This window comes from Methylobacterium sp. UNC378MF (assembly GCF_900103195.1).
In the GTDB taxonomy this organism is placed as follows: Bacteria; Pseudomonadota; Alphaproteobacteria; order Rhizobiales; family Beijerinckiaceae; genus Methylobacterium.
Genome location: NZ_FMWU01000056.1, coordinates 1 through 16474, shown reverse-complemented (window position 1 = coordinate 16474; position 16474 = coordinate 1). Strand labels below are relative to the sequence as shown.

16 protein-coding genes and 2 pseudogenes are annotated in these 16474 nt (G+C 60.0%); 8 read left to right on the top strand and 10 right to left on the bottom strand.

Features of this window, described 5'->3' with window-relative positions:
* Positions 1-834, top strand: an 834-nt coding sequence (gene groEL / locus BLT59_RS29910; protein ID WP_139174163.1) for a chaperonin GroEL, incomplete at its 5' end; no start/stop codon positions are given.
* A gap of 788 nt (positions 835-1622) precedes the next feature.
* Here groEL and BLT59_RS29900 read toward each other — a convergent pair.
* A pseudogene (locus BLT59_RS29900) lies at positions 1623-2371 on the bottom strand (IS5 family transposase).
* 494 nt (positions 2372-2865) lie between these two features.
* On the opposite strand from BLT59_RS29900, the gene BLT59_RS29895 reads away from it, so the two are divergent.
* Positions 2866-3930 (top strand): helix-turn-helix domain-containing protein, encoded by a 1065-nt coding sequence (locus BLT59_RS29895; protein ID WP_091789739.1) that lies wholly within the window; start codon positions 2866-2868, stop codon positions 3928-3930.
* Between the two features lie 328 nt (positions 3931-4258).
* Here BLT59_RS29895 and BLT59_RS29890 read toward each other — a convergent pair whose 3' ends face one another.
* From BLT59_RS29890 to BLT59_RS29875, 3 genes are all read right to left on the bottom strand, one after another.
* Positions 4259-4456, bottom strand: coding sequence for a hypothetical protein (locus BLT59_RS29890; protein ID WP_091789736.1), 198 nt, complete (start codon positions 4454-4456; stop codon positions 4259-4261).
* Positions 4457-4506: 50 nt separating this feature from the next.
* Positions 4507-4971, bottom strand: coding sequence for a hypothetical protein (locus BLT59_RS32065; protein ID WP_244514205.1), 465 nt, complete (start codon positions 4969-4971; stop codon positions 4507-4509).
* A gap of 432 nt (positions 4972-5403) precedes the next feature.
* A complete protein-coding gene (locus BLT59_RS29875; RefSeq protein WP_091789730.1) occupies positions 5404-6165 on the bottom strand; it encodes a hypothetical protein in 762 nt (253 codons plus the stop codon).
* 77 nt (positions 6166-6242) lie between these two features.
* On the opposite strand from BLT59_RS29875, the gene BLT59_RS30995 reads away from it, so the two are divergent.
* From BLT59_RS30995 to BLT59_RS30990, 3 genes are all read left to right on the top strand, one after another.
* On the top strand, positions 6243-6401 hold the full coding sequence (locus tag BLT59_RS30995; RefSeq protein ID WP_139174162.1) for a PIN domain-containing protein: 159 nt from the start codon (positions 6243-6245) through the stop codon (positions 6399-6401).
* A 181-nt stretch (positions 6402-6582) separates the two neighbouring features.
* Entirely contained in the window at positions 6583-7146 is a 564-nt protein-coding gene (locus BLT59_RS29870) for a recombinase family protein (protein WP_091789727.1), read from the top strand.
* Entirely contained in the window at positions 7147-8037 is an 891-nt protein-coding gene (locus BLT59_RS30990; RefSeq protein ID WP_139174161.1) for an SMODS domain-containing nucleotidyltransferase, read from the top strand.
* Positions 8038-8127: 90 nt separating this feature from the next.
* On the opposite strand, the gene BLT59_RS30985 is transcribed toward BLT59_RS30990, so the two are convergent.
* The 4 genes and pseudogenes from BLT59_RS30985 to BLT59_RS29855 all read right to left on the bottom strand — a co-directional run bounded on the left by BLT59_RS30985 (position 8128) and on the right by BLT59_RS29855 (position 11869).
* Positions 8128-9045, bottom strand: a complete 918-nt coding sequence (locus BLT59_RS30985; protein ID WP_139174160.1) for an S-4TM family putative pore-forming effector — start codon at positions 9043-9045, stop codon at positions 8128-8130.
* Between the two features lie 8 nt (positions 9046-9053).
* Positions 9054-10517, bottom strand: a complete 1464-nt coding sequence (locus BLT59_RS29865) for an SMODS domain-containing nucleotidyltransferase (RefSeq protein WP_091789724.1) — start codon at positions 10515-10517, stop codon at positions 9054-9056.
* 177 nt (positions 10518-10694) lie between these two features.
* Positions 10695-11144, bottom strand: coding sequence for a hypothetical protein (locus BLT59_RS29860; protein WP_091789721.1), 450 nt, complete (start codon positions 11142-11144; stop codon positions 10695-10697).
* A gap of 142 nt (positions 11145-11286) precedes the next feature.
* Positions 11287-11869, bottom strand: a pseudogene (locus BLT59_RS29855) (recombinase family protein).
* A 195-nt stretch (positions 11870-12064) separates the two neighbouring features.
* Here BLT59_RS29855 and BLT59_RS29850 point away from each other — a divergent pair.
* Positions 12065-12478 carry a hypothetical protein gene (locus tag BLT59_RS29850; RefSeq protein WP_139174159.1) on the top strand — a complete coding sequence of 138 codons (414 nt, stop codon included), beginning with the start codon at positions 12065-12067 and terminating at the stop codon, positions 12476-12478.
* A 254-nt stretch (positions 12479-12732) separates the two neighbouring features.
* Here the strand turns inward: BLT59_RS29850 and BLT59_RS30980 are convergent, their stop codons facing one another.
* Positions 12733-12969, bottom strand: coding sequence for a hypothetical protein (locus tag BLT59_RS30980; protein WP_139174158.1), 237 nt, complete (start codon positions 12967-12969; stop codon positions 12733-12735).
* A 494-nt stretch (positions 12970-13463) separates the two neighbouring features.
* Here BLT59_RS30980 and BLT59_RS29845 point away from each other — a divergent pair, with 494 nt between their 5' ends.
* Positions 13464-13751 (top strand): hypothetical protein, encoded by a 288-nt coding sequence (locus BLT59_RS29845; protein ID WP_139174157.1) that lies wholly within the window; start codon positions 13464-13466, stop codon positions 13749-13751.
* A 683-nt stretch (positions 13752-14434) separates the two neighbouring features.
* On the opposite strand, the gene BLT59_RS29840 is transcribed toward BLT59_RS29845, so the two are convergent.
* On the bottom strand, positions 14435-15226 hold the full coding sequence (locus tag BLT59_RS29840; protein ID WP_091789712.1) for a transglutaminase-like domain-containing protein: 792 nt from the start codon (positions 15224-15226) through the stop codon (positions 14435-14437).
* 66 nt (positions 15227-15292) lie between these two features.
* Here BLT59_RS29840 and BLT59_RS29835 point away from each other — a divergent pair.
* Positions 15293-16434 (top strand): IS3 family transposase gene (locus BLT59_RS29835; protein ID WP_091788284.1). Its coding sequence is split into 2 segments (ribosomal slippage): positions 15293-15560 and positions 15560-16434, totalling 1143 coding nucleotides; the frame shifts between segments, so codons are not numbered across the junction.
* Positions 16435-16474 lie beyond the last annotated feature (40 nt).

The following is a 16474-nucleotide window of genomic DNA, read 5'->3' as shown; positions in this document are numbered from 1 at the left end:
CGCGGCGGCCTGAAGGTCGCGGCCGTCAAGGCGCCGGGCTTCGGTGACCGCCGCAAGGCGATGCTCGAGGACATCGCGATCCTGACCAAGGGCCAGATGATCGCCGAGGATCTCGGCATCAAGCTCGAGAACGTGACGCTCCCCATGCTCGGCTGCGCCAAGCGCGTGCGCATCGAGAAGGAGAACACCACGATCATCGACGGCGTCGGCGAGAAGTCCGACATCGAGGGCCGCATCGCGCAGATCAAGGCGCAGATCGAGGAGACCACCTCGGACTACGACCGTGAGAAGCTGCAGGAGCGTCTGGCCAAGCTCGCGGGCGGCGTCGCGGTGATCCGCGTCGGCGGTTCGACCGAGGTCGAGGTCAAGGAGAAGAAGGACCGCGTCGACGACGCGCTGCACGCCACCCGCGCGGCGGTCGAGGAAGGCATCGTTCCCGGCGGCGGCACCGCGCTGCTGCGCGCCATGGCGGCTGTTCAGGGCCTCTCGAACGACAACCCCGACGTGCAGGCCGGCATCAAGATCGTCCTGAAGGCGCTTGAGGCCCCGATCCGCCAGATCGCCCAGAACTCGGGCGTCGAGGGCTCGATCGTGGTCGGCAAGATCCTGGCCAATGCCTCGGCAACCTTCGGCTTCAACGCCCAGACCGAAGAGTATGTCGATATGCTTCAGGCCGGTATCGTCGATCCGGCCAAGGTCGTCCGCGCTGCCCTTCAGGGGGCGGCTTCGGTGGCCGGCCTCCTGGTGACCACCGAGGCGATGATCGCCGAGGCTCCGCGGAAGGAAGCGTCCCCGATGCCGGCCGGCGGCGGGATGGGCGGCATGGATTTCTGAGCTGCCGGAAGTTCTCCGGACACCCCCGACGAGCCGTAGGTCGGTTCGTCGGGGGCATCCTCGCGCAACGCTGGCCGGGTCGCATGGACCGGCGCCCCGTCGGTCGAGCGGGCGCGCTGAGCCTGCAGAGCTCCTGTGATTCGCGCCATCTCATCTTGATCGAGGTCGCCGGCTCGCACAGTGATGCGGCCTGGGGCTTACGGCGCCGTGGGGGCCGACGCCGGTCCCGCAGACGCTCCTGAGAACAACGCCCATGCGCGCCGTCTCGTCGGCTGCGAGATGACCAACGAACTCCCGCAGCCCACCCCACTCTCGCGACGCTCAACGTCCACAGATCGCGCTTTTCGGATCTTGAACGGCCCAACGACCTGCTTACGACCCCGCTGTGCCTGTCGACGGCTACCGCGGTAGCTTCGGGAACTGGCGCCGCCGTATGGTTCCCCCGGCCGGCCGCTTCACCCTGACGATCGATACGATTGTGCGAGACCCTGCCCGCGTTGAAACGCATGCGTTCGACGCCCGGGAGATTGCCATCGAGGATCGGCAGTCAGTATTGTGTGGCCGACCGCCTGTCATCGATCGCTTGGGATCTGTTCAGGCACATGCCACCAGGCTGGGGGCGTGTGCAAGCGATCTGCGACTACGTCCACGAGCGGATCATCTTCGGATACGAACACGCGCGAGCAACGCGGACAGCCTTCGACGCATTCGAAGAGCGGCAAGACGTCTGTCGTGACTATGCGGATCTAAAGATCGCGTTCAGCCGCTGTTTTAGGGTTTGGACTCGATCAGCACCAGAAGGCGATGACGGCGGCGAGAGCGAGAGCTGAGGCGTAGTTGCGGGCCAGCTTATCGTAGCGGGTGGCGATCCGGCGGAAGTCCTTGAGGCGGCAAAAGGTGGCCTCGATCCGCCAGCGCTCCCGATAGCGGGGCTTGTCAGGGCGGATCTTGCGTTTGCGGCCGCGTTTGCCCGGGATGACCGGCGTGATGCCGCGCTGGCGTAGGTCTGCACGCAGCCAGTCGGCGTCGAAGCCCTTGTCGGCGGCCAGACGCCCGATCCGCCCTGGCGCTTCGGCCAGCACCGCAGGCGCGGTCGTCACAGCGCTGGCGTTGCCGGGCGTCAGCAGCAGGACGCCAGGGCGGCCGAGCACGTCGGTGAGCGCGTGGATCTTGGTCGTCTGGCCGCCGCGCGAGCGCCCGATGGCTTGCGCCGTCGCCCCTCTTTGCCGCCATGGGCGGAGCGGTGGACCCGGACGTAGCTGCTGTCGAGGGCAGCGGCGTCGCCCGCCCATCCGGCCCTGGCCAGCGCGGCGAGCATGGCTTTCCGGAAGCCGCGCCGCGACTAGCGGTTGTAGACTGTGGTGCGTGGGCCGTAGGCGGCCGGGTAATCGCGCCAGCGGCAGCCCGATGTCAGGACGTGCAGGATGCCTGAGATGATCTGCCGGTCATCCTTCCGCTCGGGTCCAGGCTGGTCCTTGGGCATGAACGGCTCGATCGCCGCCCACTGCTCATCCGAGAGCCAGAACAGGTCCGCCATCGCCAACTCCAGGCTGCAAAGCGGAGGCCTGGAAGCACAAAACCGCAAACCCTGCAACAGCCTGGTTCGGGTCGCACCCTAGAACGGCACTGGTGTGCTGCCAAGACGAACTGGTCTCCATCGGCCGGATCAAGCCGGGCGTGATGGACGATCGGCAATTTGCCGCACTCCATATTCAGAGACATTTCTATACCAATGCAGTCTCGCTTATCACGGAGATTGCATAAATTAAAATCTTATGAGTCTTGTTATTCATAAAATCGCGTCAGAAAATTTACGTATTGCACGAGAATTTGCATTTAATTCGATTTTATTGCCGTTCATCGTTCTGTATGGCATCGTACATGAGCATTGTGGGAACTCAGCGCGGAACCTAGGGTAGGATGCTGGGCAAAGCGCGTTGGTGTTTCATCGAATTCAGTCTCTGCGAATGATTGATACGCAGCCATCACGGCAGCAGCTAAAAAAATTGCCAAATCAAGGCCGGATAAATCATGAAAAGCAACCCCGCACCTATACCTGAATCCATTTCAAAAGTTGCTGGTATGCGCGACATTTCTCGATTTGCAGATATGCATCTGAGTACGGATGACGTGCCACAGCAGGCCCGTTTTGAATATTGGGAGCACACGTGCCGGGATCTCATTGGCGATTTTGAGTTTACAGACTATAAAGTGAAAGATTTTCATGCGAAATTCAGCATGCTATCGGTAGATAACCTAACAATCGGACATTATTCCGGTTCGCCTCACGCAATGGACCGAAGGAAATCCCACATCAAATCCGTCGATAATGATTCTTATTTGGTGATACTTCAGTCCCAGCGCCGATTCAATCTATCGCACGGGCCATATCAACAATCTACACTGGGTGGAATTTCTCTGCTCGACAACGTTCAGCCATTTTTGGGCGCTCACCCTGAAGGATTGGACATTATTAATGTCTTTATCCCTCGCACTGTCCTTGAAAATGCGATCGGTCCAGTCAAGCATGCCGTGGGATTATCCCTTGATCCGGCGCAGACAACGTTTCCGATAATTTTATCGTATCTGCAATCGCTCATAGAGCACAGTACATTTCTCACTCCCGCGCGCAAAGCTCGCATGGCCGCTGTCGCCGTGGAGCTCATTGCAGCCGGTTTCGGGGAGAGAATGGAACAAGACCCGCCTCAATCTTTGAGCGGCGCCGCGCTCCTCTATCGCGCGCAGGCCTTCATCGCCGACCATATCGGAGCAGAGGGCCTATCAATGGAGGATGTGGCGGCTGCGCTCAACATGTCGGTCCGCCGCCTTCAGGAGGTTGCCAGCGCGGAAAATATCTCGCTGATGGATTGGATGTGGGAACGGCGACTGCAATTGGCTCATGCGAAGCTGGCCGACGTCGCCAATTCCGTCATGCCGGTCGGCCTCATTGCATATCATTGTGGATTTGTCAGCCAAGCGCATTTCTCTCGCCGCTTCAAGGAGCGGTTCGGACAAACGCCCACTGAATTCAGGGCCTCCATTATCGCAGATCAATCACGAGACAGAGCCGGCGTTCGCCTTCTAAAGCGACGGTAGTAATTTAAGGCTGCTAATAGCCTCGGCCACATCGGCAGTCTGAAAACAGGCCTTCTTGGGGCGCATAATGGGCCTCACTCAGGGAACATGGGGCGCCGCGTCGCTCCCCGTAGCCTGCCCTTATGCGAACGGCCCGAGAATCCCGCAGCGTCCGCTTACGGGATCTTGCCAGAGGCAGCTGAGTGACTGTATCGGGCCGAAATCGGCATTACCTCCATGGGGTCAGCGCGCGAACTATGGAGCTGCGGGAGCGGCCTCCACGGACCGCCACGGTCAGATGTCTCGGCGCGGCCGGGCGCCTCAAGGCGATGGAGCGTTCGGCATGCTGCTACCCCAGCGCGATCAGCATCCAGGTGCGCGCCTTGGCCATCAGGTCCCCGTCACCGGCTGAAGGCTCGGACGCGATTACGCGATCGATGATCTGGCGCGCTTCCGTGCCGCTCATCCCGATTCCCTGCGCGAAGCCGCTCAAGCGCTCCATCAGGCGTTCGGCCGTCGCCTCGAGATCAGGATCGGTCTCGCTCATCCCTTCACCGAATGGGCCTGCAGGATCGCGGTTCGGACCATGACCGCCTCTCAGCCCGACACGAACAGCATCATCATGCGAGCCGCGGTCGCGATCTGCTCGATGGAGGCCTCCGGTATGTCGGCAACCGCCTTCTCGACGATGCTGCGCGCGATTCCCTCGTACAGACCAACGCCGAGCGCAAAGGTACTGAGCCGAGCCAGCACGCTGTCAGCGATCGCCTTCCGCTTCTGATCGGGCGCGTCGCTCATCTCGGTACCGGAAGGCCCATGATGACGGCGGTCTTCACCATCGTGCGGCGAAGGCCGGGTGCGGTCGCTTCGTCGGCCAGCAGCTTCTCGGGCCTGAGGGTGCATCTCGATGTCCTTGGCCACGTCGATAGTGTCGCCCAAGTTGAAGGCGAACGGCTTCGCGGTGGCGTCCTTCAGGTAGGCTGCCGTGGCCGCTTCGATCTCCTCAACCGTCACCTCGGGCTTGCGGCACAGGTCGCGGACGCTGGGGATCTCTTCGGCCATTCGGGACTGTGCCGGCATTTGTGCAGCGGAAAAACACCTTCTGTTCCGGTGTGTCCGTTATGTCCGGGTCTCGAAGGTGCTGTTCTGCTTGGAAAATTTGGCTGGGGCGCCAGGATTCTCACCTAAGCAGCAGCCCGCGTAAGTCTCTGATGCGTCACCACTAAACGGCGTTACAGCCATGATGTCGTACAGATATGTGTCACGCCGAGCAAGCTCCAACCGGACAGCATGTTCGAATGAGCCCACGCCAACGCGCAGGCATTTTTCAGCGGCCGCCTGCAGAACAAGGCCAGCAAAGCGGTGTCACCATGGTGCTCAGGGTCCGACCGATCTGGAAGCAATGCACCGTTGTCAAAGGCGGCACCTTCGGTTGGACCCAATAGTAGCTGGAAATTGCGCCACTACCGTGATGAGGCGTCGGCCACGGAGCACTCAGCCGTCGCGGCTGAGGCCTCGCCCACGGTGGCGGGACCGCACCCTGTGCGCCTCATGCGGAAGCGGTACAGGGCCGGACTCGGCCGGATAGGGAGTTGGCCAGAGCTCGCCTGGGGTATCGCCCGCGAGGTCGAGGGTCGAGGCCTTCTCGCCCGAGCGGGCTAGCAGGCGGGCGAGCGTCGCGCGCCGCTCGTCCGCCTTTACAGGGCGCCCGCGTTCGGACAGTGCGCGCTCCCCGCGAACCCGGGCCTCGAGGCCCGCTCGGTCGACGAACAACCGCGTGCCGCCCCGGGCGCGGCTCATCGCGACGACGGCATCGTGACGGTCGAGACCGGCATCGACCCATACCAACGCGGATTCAGTCGTGACCCCCTGCCTGCCGTAGTTCGTCGTGGCGTGGGCGCTCGCCAAGCGAATACGGCCGTGCTCGTCCGCCAGATCGCGGGGGCTGAAGGAGACCTCCCGGCCGCCGATCCGCGCGGTCAGGCGCAGGTCAGCATCCGGGACGAGCCCGTCTCCCGCTGCCTCGATACCGGTCAGCACCGCCTCGGTACCATTGACGACGCCGAGCGCGTCGAGGCGCGCGACGAACCTGATTGGATCGCCGACGGCCAGGCCCAGGCGATAGGTGCGGCCCGAATGCGTCACGGCGGAGAGCGTCGCGACGTCCGTCGGCGCCAGGCTACCCTCGCGGCGCAGGACCTCGCGGATGCCGGCGTTCAGCGCCAGCACCTGCGCGTTGGTGCGCGCGATCAGCAACGGCGCGGAAGGAGGAATTTGGCGGTCGCGTTCTGCCGTTCGACGGCACTGCAGCCGAGAACTATGCGCGGATCGCGATGGTGCGGCGCACGGCCGGCGTTCGGATCGAGGGTTTCGCCGCACTGATCGCTGCCGTCACGGCGGTGGCCGGCTTCCGCATCGACACGCGCGACGTGGGGGGCTTCGAGGGCTGTGACCTGGAGGTCATCAACCCTTCGGACGCCCCCAAGTCCTAACGCCACTGATTAGCTGGGCCGCCGGATATCTGCCGTTGCCGGGGGGGCCTTCTCAGGTTCTGCGACCGAGACACCGCGATTACGCTCGCTCCGTCCACATATCTTGATTTATGGTCACCCTATCCGGCCATTGAGCTGAAAGGGCTTTGCCTGTCCACAAATCCCGACCACAATGTGAGCCGTGATTTACGGCTATGCTCGCGTCTCGACCGCTGCCCAAGACCTCGCCACCCAACTTGCGCAGCTTGAGGCGGCCGGGTGCGAGCGCGTCTATCATGACAAGCTCTCTGGCCTGACCACAGAGCGGCCCCAGCTCAAGAAGCTGTTGGCGACCGCCAGCACCGACGACACGGTCATTATCCCAGCGATCGACCGCCTGTCGCGCGACACGGCCGACCTCCTGACGATTGCTCGCGACCTCAAAGCGGCTGGCGTCGGCCTGCGCTCTCTCGCCGAGCCGATTTTAGACACAACGAGCGAGCTGGCCGACATCGTGCTGGCTGTCCTCGGCCTAGCTGCAAAGCTTGAACACAAACGGCTGCGTGAGCGCACCGCCGCCGGCCGAGCCAAGGCGAAGGCGGACGGGGTGAAATTCGGGCCGAAGCACAAGCTGACCCTACATCAGCAGCGCGAAGCGATCCGGCGACGTGACGTGAACGGGGAGCCGGTGGCGAGCATTGCCCGCAGTTTCAACGTCAGTCGGCAGACGATTTCACGGCTCCACAGCAAGACAGGCTCAGCATAGATGTGGAAAGCGGTACGCGAGCGATTTAAGCGGTTTAGTGATGATCTACAGATCACGCCAACTCAGCTAGAGGACGGCGTAAACAAACACCTAAATGTCGGCCGAATTTTAGAGAGAGGCTACTATGAACGTGAGCCTAGTTCAGCTCCTCCAGGCTTATTGGTCGGATCATGGGGTAAGAGCACACAGGTTCGGCCATCTAACGATATAGACTCGTTCTTCATCCTGCCTGATGCCGTTAAAACACGGTTTGATGCGCGCACTGGAAACATACAGTCTCAACTTTTGCAGGAGGTGAGAGCTGTTCTAGCAGAAACTTACCCTCAGACGAGCATCCGTGGCGATGGACAAGTCGTAGTCGTTGGTTTCAACACCAACACTTTAGAGATCGTTCCCGTATTTCGCGCGGATGGTGCAGCATTCACGATGCCGGATGCGAACGATGGAGGGCGATGGAAAAATGTTGATCCTCGTGCTCAAATTACTCAGATCGAGTCGACGGATCGCTCAATGAACGGGAACGTTCGAGCGCTTGCAAAGATCATGAAGCACTGGCGCAATGAAAAAAACGTTCCGCTAAAATCTTTCGTGATCGAGTTGCTAGTTTCTGAATTTCTGCCCGCTCGCGGTCATGGGGGCTACGATACGTTTTGGTACGATTTTTATGTACGTGATTTTTTCCAATATCTTTGTAGCAAAGCCAATGGGTACATCATCATTCCGGGGACATACGAGATATATGGCCTTGGCAACGAATGGCTTGGACGTGCCGAAATAGCCAGGGACATAGCTATACAAGCATGCCAATGGGAGTATCATGATTACGATGTTACAGCGGGACAGGAATGGCAGAAGATATTCGGAACTCGCATTCCTATACATGTAGTGTAATTGCAAGCTGAACCATGAAGTTGCTCGACTGACGCGTTTTTGAGGAACTTTCGAACGAGTTATTTTAAATTAACCGACTCTTTCGCTCGGTCACTTGCCAGCCTTTTCTACCCAATGAGCCGCGCCGGCACGCATCTCACGCTCTGCATTCTTCCTGCGGATTTTATAGATCCCCGGAAACAGGAGGACGGTGTTAGCCCGGCGGTAGAAAATAGCATCTTGAAGGAGACGAGATTGCATCTTGCAGGCACCGTCGTCGCAGGAGCCAGCGATTACAGCAGAGATAAGCTTCTCGGCTTCAGTGATAACCGGATCATTCGACTGGACGGCATCAGCCTGACGAAATCTTTCACGTAGAGCCCAGATAAAGAACGGCGCTGTTGGAACCCAAGTACTTAGAACAAAATCTGGAAATTTTTGAGTGCTTAGAAGGCCGATACCTAAAACGGTCAGGGCCATGAGCAGGACTGATATGTCGAGAATAGTACGATATAACTTTCTAAGATCGCTGTCATAGGTAAGGTTGGTACGCTGACAAATGACACGTGCCAAGCCATGGGACACCCGATTTACGTCGGAAGAATACCAGTCAACGATCGGGCCTTTTTTACGAAGCTGATCCCAGCCGTGGGCGGCTCGATCTGTTTCCTCCGGACTCGGCTGTTTGCCAGCAACGACACTGTTCCAATCTAGCTGCAGCAGCTGACAATCGAAAAACTCGCTCGCGCGAGCACCTGCCTTAAGCGCAGCTTTATAAGCGCGGTCGAATAGCGCAACGTCTAGCAAAGTCGAACCGACGGCGAAAAAGGCGATCCAGGGTTTGATTTCAGGGTAAATGCTCCCGAACAACAATGCTATTGCTGGTGGAGTTAGAACAAGCGCTAACTGAGCTTTTTGCCAGCGGACCGCTACAGCCCAACGCCATTGTCGTGCCTTTAGCAGGCGCTGAAACGCTGGCTCATTTTGACGGGCCGGAATTGTCGAAGTCGCATCGTTCGCTTCGGTCACGGTCACTCTCATGTGATGACTACGTGGAATGGCGCGCTCTGCCCTACTAGCTTGCGATCACTCTCGCGGATGATGAACGCTTCCGCCAAGTGTATCCCGCGATACTGCAGCTCCTCCCATCGCCTTGTCCCCTCTTGAGGCGTTTCAAATCCGCCGCGTCCCTGCCCCCGGCCCATCGCAACACTGCCTGTGTTCGTGATCCGATATCGGACGTAAAATCCGGCTGGTAGCGCATCGCCGGCGTTTACGGTGATGTCGAACCATAGTCCGCCGCTTCTCGCGAGCGCTTGAAAATCTGCAACCTGTTTGCTCTCTGGCGAGTAGCGGCTCGGGCGCCACGTTGCGTGGATTTGGATTTGATCGGAAACGATATCGGCCCGTGGCCAGATCGGCTGCGACATGTGTTTGGGCCGGTCGAAACTCGGCTTCCAAAGCCACCGTCCCATCCGTCCGACCAAATCGACTATCCGATTGTCATGCCAGGCATCAGAGCGGGTAACACCCGAGAGCAGGCTTTCCTCTGCCTTTTCAAGCTCTGTATCTTCAGCCAGTACCGACGAGAGAATGGTTACAGTTTTGGCAAACCGATCTCCAAAAACCTCTCTCCAGGCAAGTACACTTGCATACCGGCCAGTTTGGTCGAATGCGGTATCGATCTTTGTTTTTATGTTACTAATCGCTGAGCGAAAATCATCATATTCCTCTTGGGACATTGCAGATGCAAAATCCTCGTGAGTTAGCTCAGGATTGCAAATCTGAGGCTTTACTGGACGTGCCTGCAACCATCCATTCAACCGAGTCGCAATGGTCTTCAGCGTAGTTGGGACATCCTCAAACTCTGCCGACTCTTTGTCGAGCCAGCTGATCTGTTGACCGATGAGAGTAGTCAACACGATCGACGGACATTTGAAATCGTCCTCGATATCACGCAGATATTTCACCAGTCTGGCGACTTTCCGGAAAGAATTTGCTCCCGAGTAGCCATTTTTGGTGTTGAACCAGTCCGTATATTTTACGGGTTCGGTTTGTTCGAAAGCATTCTTGGCTCGATTGCATACCTCTAGGCGATCTTTGACCTCGCGTCCGCGTACGCAAGGTGCGATATCGATCTTTCGATCGCCAACGTAGGTGACGGTGACGCAGTATTCCCAAACTTCAGTCTTATCCTTGTAGATGCCCGAAGCTTGAAAAATCTGTCCGAGGGTGCGGACATAATCAGCTGCGGTCCAGCCTTCTACCGGCTCTACGATGACGAGTAAGTCCGCATCGAACTCTCCGCCTTCAACAGGGCGGATAATCGTGTTGTGCGCCCAGGAACCTTGCTCGAAAAACTTCCAAACGCGTGGTTTCCAGTCTGAGCTTTTGATGAAGTTTTCGATCGCCTCGATGCTGCTTTCTAGAGTGTCAATGCGAGTCTGATTTAGATTGACTGTATCCCTCAGAAAATCTGAGAAATGATTTGTGAGCTTCATGGCAATCGGCATCTTAAGGAGCTGCCGAACATATATAAACCTATCTCGGCAGGTTGCACCCCATAACGACCGTTTCGGATTGATACAGCGGCCGGTTCCGCGGCAATCAGGGCGCCGAGGAAGCACATGTGCATACCCACGGCTGAAGGCTGCACACCCCGGCCATGGCTGTACCGCTCACATGAATAGGTCGAGCTGCCCCACGGCGGTTCGGACGCGTCGCCTGGGTCCACGGTGCGCAAGCGGCATGGCCGGTGCATCCGGCAGCGCATGCCCGGGCTTGCCGTAGAGAACGGCGCCTACGATCTGGCAGTGGGCACCCTGGTCGAACACGTTTGCCGTGTGAGGCCCGGCACGTAGGATCTCCTGTACCAACGGCTCGCTCACGCTCATGTCCGACAAGGCCCCGAGCAGACAGGCGAGCCCCGCTACTTGAACGTCAAACGACTGGAACTCTGCGGCGCGCTGCCGCCAGATTTGTCGCACGGCGCCGACGCTGGTGTTTGGGAATGGGTTGGGCGCGGGCTCAGTCGCCGCATCGGCGATAAATGCCGCGATCAGGTTCCGCTCGGCGATGTGCGTGGCCGTGAGCAGGGCGTCAGCGAGCTGAAGGCGGCTGATCGTCATGAGGCTTCGATAATCTCGGGCCGGACGATGAGCAACAGCCCCGCGAGGCCGGCGGAGGTACGCAGCGGGATACGCGGTCTGCCGTTACATCCATTGGGCCGGGACCGGCAGAGCGCCGGAGCCACACGTGTCATGCGCGGGTTCACGGCTTGATCGCGATGCTGTTGGCGCGGGCACGGGGGAAGTAGCTGTAGAAGGTGTCGCGATTGACGCCCATACGCTTGGCGATCTCGGCCACGCTGATTGTGCCGGCCGCGAGCATGGCCCGGGCCACCTCCAGGTCGGCTTCGCTGAGCTTCTTTGGCCGGCCACCCTTGCGACCCCGAGCGAGCGCGGCCTTCAGGCCTTCCATGGTGCGTTCGCGGTTGAGGTCGAGGAAGTACTCGGCCATGGCACCGTGCATCTGCAGGGCAAAGCGGCCGTGTGCGGTGGCGCTGTCGAACTGCTCTGTGAGCGAGCGAAAGTGGACCTCCTTAAACCCGCAGGCCGTCGATCGTACGCATCATCTCGACGAGGGAGCGGCCAAGGCGGTCGAGCTTCCAGACCACCAGCACGTCCTCGGGGCGCAGGAAAGCTAGCGCTGCCTCGAAAGCCGGTCGCTTGGTGCCGGCCTTTCCGGACTTCTTCTCCTCGAACAGGCGCTCGCAGCCGGCGTTCGTCAGCGCGTCGCGCTGGAGGTCGAGGTTCTGATCCTGGGTGGAGACGCGGGCATATCCGACGAGCATGTCGGGATAGTGCCAAATGCGCGTTTATCCGGCAATAGAAAAGCCGACACGTTTCTCCGACAAAAACCGGGTTGTTTCAGGCGCCTCACCGGAGGCATTCATCCATTGTCGGAAATACGTTCGTTTTCCCGACGCTTGCAGCACATGTGGCCCGCGCAGAGTTATCGGTCGGATGCGGACCGCTCGCAGTCTGGTTTGGCGAAAAAGCTGCGCAGCGCGTTGATGGTTGAGCGCGGCCAGATACGGCCGACGCATATGCTCGGCACGGGAGTCCCTATGAGCCACCAGGATGACAACACGGTCCGCTTGGAAGCCCGCTACGTCAGCTCGGGTGATGAGCCACCACCCCTCACCCTGCGGTGCGGCTTGGTCACGTACCGCGACGCGGAGTTCAAGGAGACGACGAAGGGTGCGGACGGCGCGGTCATGCGGTCAGTGGTCGAGCAAGCGTCGTTGATGGTCTCCGGCCTGCCCGCCAACTTCAACCAGTCGAAGGGCGACTGGACACACATCGTCTCCAGCCAGCTGCCGAACGGCCAAGGGGAACTGCTCGGTGTCATTCCGCTGAGTGGTAACCGGGCACGCTTCACCATCAAGTCCGGTAGCTGAGCCAAACGCGCTGACGTCTCGTCATGCTACTCCAGTGCACGGACGCAGTGAGAACGTACACGCCGGACCGAGGCCCGGCGCGGACGATCGCATCGGGTTTCGACCACTAGCCGTCTGTGGTGCGGGACGCGAAGAGCGATCTCCGGCAAAGTCGTTTCTGCCGTAGGGCTTCGGAAGGTGCGAGAGCAATTAGCTACTGACGCCCTCAAGTTCTTTGAGGTAACATAGTCAATAGATTGCCGGAAAATACACCCCTAGACCCGGTCTTTACCGGGATCACGACGGCAAACGCCGCGGGTATGCTTCTCGATCTCCGCCAGGGCGGCATCGAGGGAGGTATGTGGACCGCGTTTCATCCCTGCCATTGTCGTCAGCGCGTGTCCCTCTGGGTGAATGGTGAACTCGTTCGGCGCAGCCTGCGTGACAGTTCCCGTCGCGCGGCCGAGCAGATCGACCAACTCCCACGCCATTCCGTTATCGAGCTGCTTCACGCTTAGGTCCACGACATCCCCTCAATGTCACGCGAGGCGCCAATGCCCGTGGCCGCCCAACGATCTGCCGCCATTCTCGGCGAGAGCCGTGAACTCTGCAACTCTTCTCATCAAGCCGTGGGGTCTTCGTTCCGGCAGTCGACGCCACTGGCACCCGGTTGCCCGGCCAGACCGCGCCTGCGCTGCCACCTGCGTAGTAGCTGGCGTATGTCTGAAGCCAACCTATCTGGATCAGGAGCGGAGATCTGCGCGGGTCCGAATGGTGGCCCACTGTCGCCGCCCTGAGCACACGACGGCACGGCGAGGACATATCGTACGACATGCTGGAATATTATTCTGGTCCGTGCTGAGAAAATGATGTTAATTTTTCGAATAATGGTTTAAAGTAACAGCTAAGATCTGAATTGTCCCTGCTCGCACCGGCGATTGCGGTGAAAAAGCTTGAGCGGTTCGTATTATTTCTTCGGCAAATTTTTTGGTGAGGGAGCGTGGCTATGCAGTTTCAAAAGCGTTTCGGGCGTAAGATACCCGTTCCATCTACGATGGAGATCAAGCGTGATCTCGTAGTGATGACTAAAGTCGATGCTCTTATCGACACTTTGGAAAAAGAAGGCGGGAGCAGTGAGGATCTTGCCGCTATATTGGCGAAGTTGGTTGACGAACACCACATCTCATCCGATCGAGCGCAGATGTTGATCAACCGCTATGACCGCAAGAAAGCGGCGCCCGTGACAGCTATCCAGGATCTTGATAGGAGAGAGCACAAGAACGGCATTAGCTGAAGCTGGAGTTCACACGTCTTCTCCCTGGGCCGCTTCGGTGCTCTTGGTCCATCTATTCAGCCCCGGCAGCTATCGAGCGTTCCGCCAAACCGAGGTGAACTCTCGCAAGGCTGCATGGACGTCCGCCTCCGAAGCTCCCGCCGAGCCGAACGAGCGAACCGGCTGGCGCACCACCACCCCGTCCTGTGTGATCGATCAGTCAAACCAGTCCAGTTCCTTCGAGGAGCGGGTGACCCGCAGCTTGTGAGGGGTCGGCTTGAAGGTGTCTCCAGGCCGCAATCATCTCATCGAGCGCTGCCTTGCCGGCCACACGAGCCTCCTCGAAGCTGGTATAGCCTATTGGCGACCGCGTCCTCCCCATCCCCCCATGTTGCCAGACGGCCCATGAGAAGCTGCTCCGAAGAGGCTTGTTCGCCGCAACCGTTATCGTGAAGGGATGCGCGAGAGGCTTTTGCATATGGGCTTTATAACACGGATCAAGCCAGCTACCAGCGCAATGCAGCAATATCCTACCTCACGCTCAAAACTGAGCGATATTCCGGCTTCTCCTGAGAAATAGCCCTGAGCCGATCAAGATTGCGAGGGGTCGCCGGCGTATGACCCCGACGAGGCGCCAGGTGATCTCCCCAGCCGGGAGGCTTGCAGTGGGGCAGTCCGGGAGTAGCGCCCATCATGGCGACCTTTCAGGATATGATTGGTGCTTCCTCTGTCGTCACACGAAAGCCGGTGAGGGTATTAGCCCCGAAGGTAAGCGTCAGCGGTACGTCTGCGGCGTCGCGACCATAGGCGATGAGGATCCGGCCGATGCGTGAGCTGTTGTTGCGCGGGTCGAAGGTGTGCCAGCGGCCACCAAGATACACTTCTATCCAGGCAGCAAAATCGCCGGGCGCGTGCGGCAGAGGCAGGCCAATGTCGCTAACGTAACCGTTGCAGTAGCGAGTCGGGATGTTGAGGCAGCGGCAGAACGCGATCGCCAGGTGCGCGTAGTCGCGGCAGACGCCCTGCTGCTCCTCGAAGACGTCGACGGCCGTCCGGGTGGGGCGGGCATGCTCGTACCCGAAGGTGATCCGATCATGCACGTAGTCGCAGACCGCCTGAACCCGACCCCAACCGGGTGGTACATGCCCGAACAGATCCCAGGCGATGGACGAGAGCCGATCGGTCTCGCAATATCGGCTGCCGAGGAGAAACAGCAGGCTGTCTGAGGGCAGTTTCTCGACGGCGATCTCTTGAGCGTCGGACTTCTGCGTGTCGCCGCTGCCGTGGTCCCGCACGATCGTGTCGGTCTTCAGCGTGAAGCGTCCGGCCGGAGCAACCATGCGGTTGCACCAGTTCCCGAAGCTGTCGCGATAGCCGTCCAGAGGAACCGCCGGACTCGTGATCAGGTGGTCGGGCCGTTCGAGATCAGAGAAGCGCGATGCGTGGACGTTGAGCGTCGCGATGACAGGGGTGGGCTGCGGAAATTCGTAGGTCATTGACCTGACCGGCTGGTTTTGGACCGGGCTGATTGAGAGAGTCAGCTGGGACCGAAGGAGTCGGACATGCGGCGAGGTCAGAAGACGAGCGCGGAGCAGGTGGTGCTGAAGCTGCGCCAGATCGAGGTGCAGACAGCCCAGGGCAAGAGTTTGGCCCTGGCGTGCAAGGAGGCGGAGATCTCCGAGCAGAGCTATTACCGCTGGCGCAAGGAGTACGGCGGCCTTCAAGTCGATCAGGCTAGAAAGATGAAGGATTTGGAGCGGGAGAACGCTCGGTTGCGGCGGCTGGTAGCTGACCTCTCTTTGGAGAAGCAGGTGCTGGCGGACGTCGCTTCGGGAAACTTGTAGCCCCCGAGCGACGCCGGCAGGCGGTGGACGGGATCCGGGAGAAGTACGGTCTCTCGGAACGTCACGCCTGCCGGATCGTCGGTCAGCACCGCGGCACGCAACGCTACGTGCCGACCTTGTTGGCGGACGAGGATGAGCTGACCCGGGCCATCATCGCCCTGGCGTCCGAGTACGGGCGCTATGGCTATCGCCGCGTCACCGCGCTGCTGCAGGCGGCAGGGTGGCAGGTGGGCAAGGACCGGGTTCAGCGCATCTGGCGTCGCGAGGGGCTGAAGGTCCCGCAGAAGCACCGGCCGCGCAGCCGGCTTTGGCTGAACGACGGCTCGTGCGTGCGGCTGCGCCCGCTCCACCGCAACCACGTCTGGAGCTTCGACTTCGTGCAGGCCCAGACGCACGACGGCCGAACCTTGCGCATCCTGACGCTGATCGACGAGCACAGCCGGGCGTGCCTCGCGCTGAAGGTGGGGCGGCGGATCAACAGCCTCGGTGTGATCGAGGCACTGGCCGACGCCATGTGCCTGCACGGTATCCCCGAGCACATCCGCTGCGACAATGGCCCTGAGATGATCTCGAAGGCGCTGCGCAAATGGGTCGCCAAAGCTGGCTCGCAGATCCAGTACATCGCACCGGGATCGCCGTGGGAGAACGGGTACTGTGAGAGCTTCAACGGCAAGCTGCGCGACGAGTGCCTACGCCAAGAGATCTTCTACTCGCTGAAGGAGGCGCAGATCGTGATTGGTCTATGGCAATCCACCTACAACCGCGTCCGACCGCACTCGTCGCTTGGCTATCGGCCACCTGCGCCTGTCAGCTTCCCAGATCTGGCCTTCCGGCTACCCATGGCCGCTACCATGCAGTAGCCTCCCACTCGGCTCGGTCCAAAATACCGGTCAGGTCACT

Excerpts from the sequence above, each read along its gene's own strand:
- BLT59_RS29840 (WP_091789712.1), bottom strand. The coding sequence starts at position 15,226 with ATGACCTACGAATTTCCGCAGCCCACCCCTGTCATCGCGACGCTCAAC.
- BLT59_RS30995 (WP_139174162.1), top strand. The coding sequence starts at position 6,243 with ATGGTGCGGCGCACGGCCGGCGTTCGGATCGAGGGTTTCGCCGCACTG.
- BLT59_RS30990 (WP_139174161.1), top strand. The coding sequence starts at position 7,147 with ATGTGGAAAGCGGTACGCGAGCGATTTAAGCGGTTTAGTGATGATCTA.
- BLT59_RS29845 (WP_139174157.1), top strand. The coding sequence starts at position 13,464 with ATGCAGTTTCAAAAGCGTTTCGGGCGTAAGATACCCGTTCCATCTACG.
- BLT59_RS32065 (WP_244514205.1), bottom strand. The coding sequence starts at position 4,971 with ATGGCCGAAGAGATCCCCAGCGTCCGCGACCTGTGCCGCAAGCCCGAG.
- BLT59_RS29895 (WP_091789739.1), top strand. The coding sequence starts at position 2,866 with ATGAAAAGCAACCCCGCACCTATACCTGAATCCATTTCAAAAGTTGCT.
- BLT59_RS29865 (WP_091789724.1), bottom strand. The coding sequence starts at position 10,517 with ATGAAGCTCACAAATCATTTCTCAGATTTTCTGAGGGATACAGTCAAT.
- BLT59_RS29860 (WP_091789721.1), bottom strand. The coding sequence starts at position 11,144 with ATGACGATCAGCCGCCTTCAGCTCGCTGACGCCCTGCTCACGGCCACG.
- BLT59_RS29890 (WP_091789736.1), bottom strand. The coding sequence starts at position 4,456 with ATGAGCGAGACCGATCCTGATCTCGAGGCGACGGCCGAACGCCTGATG.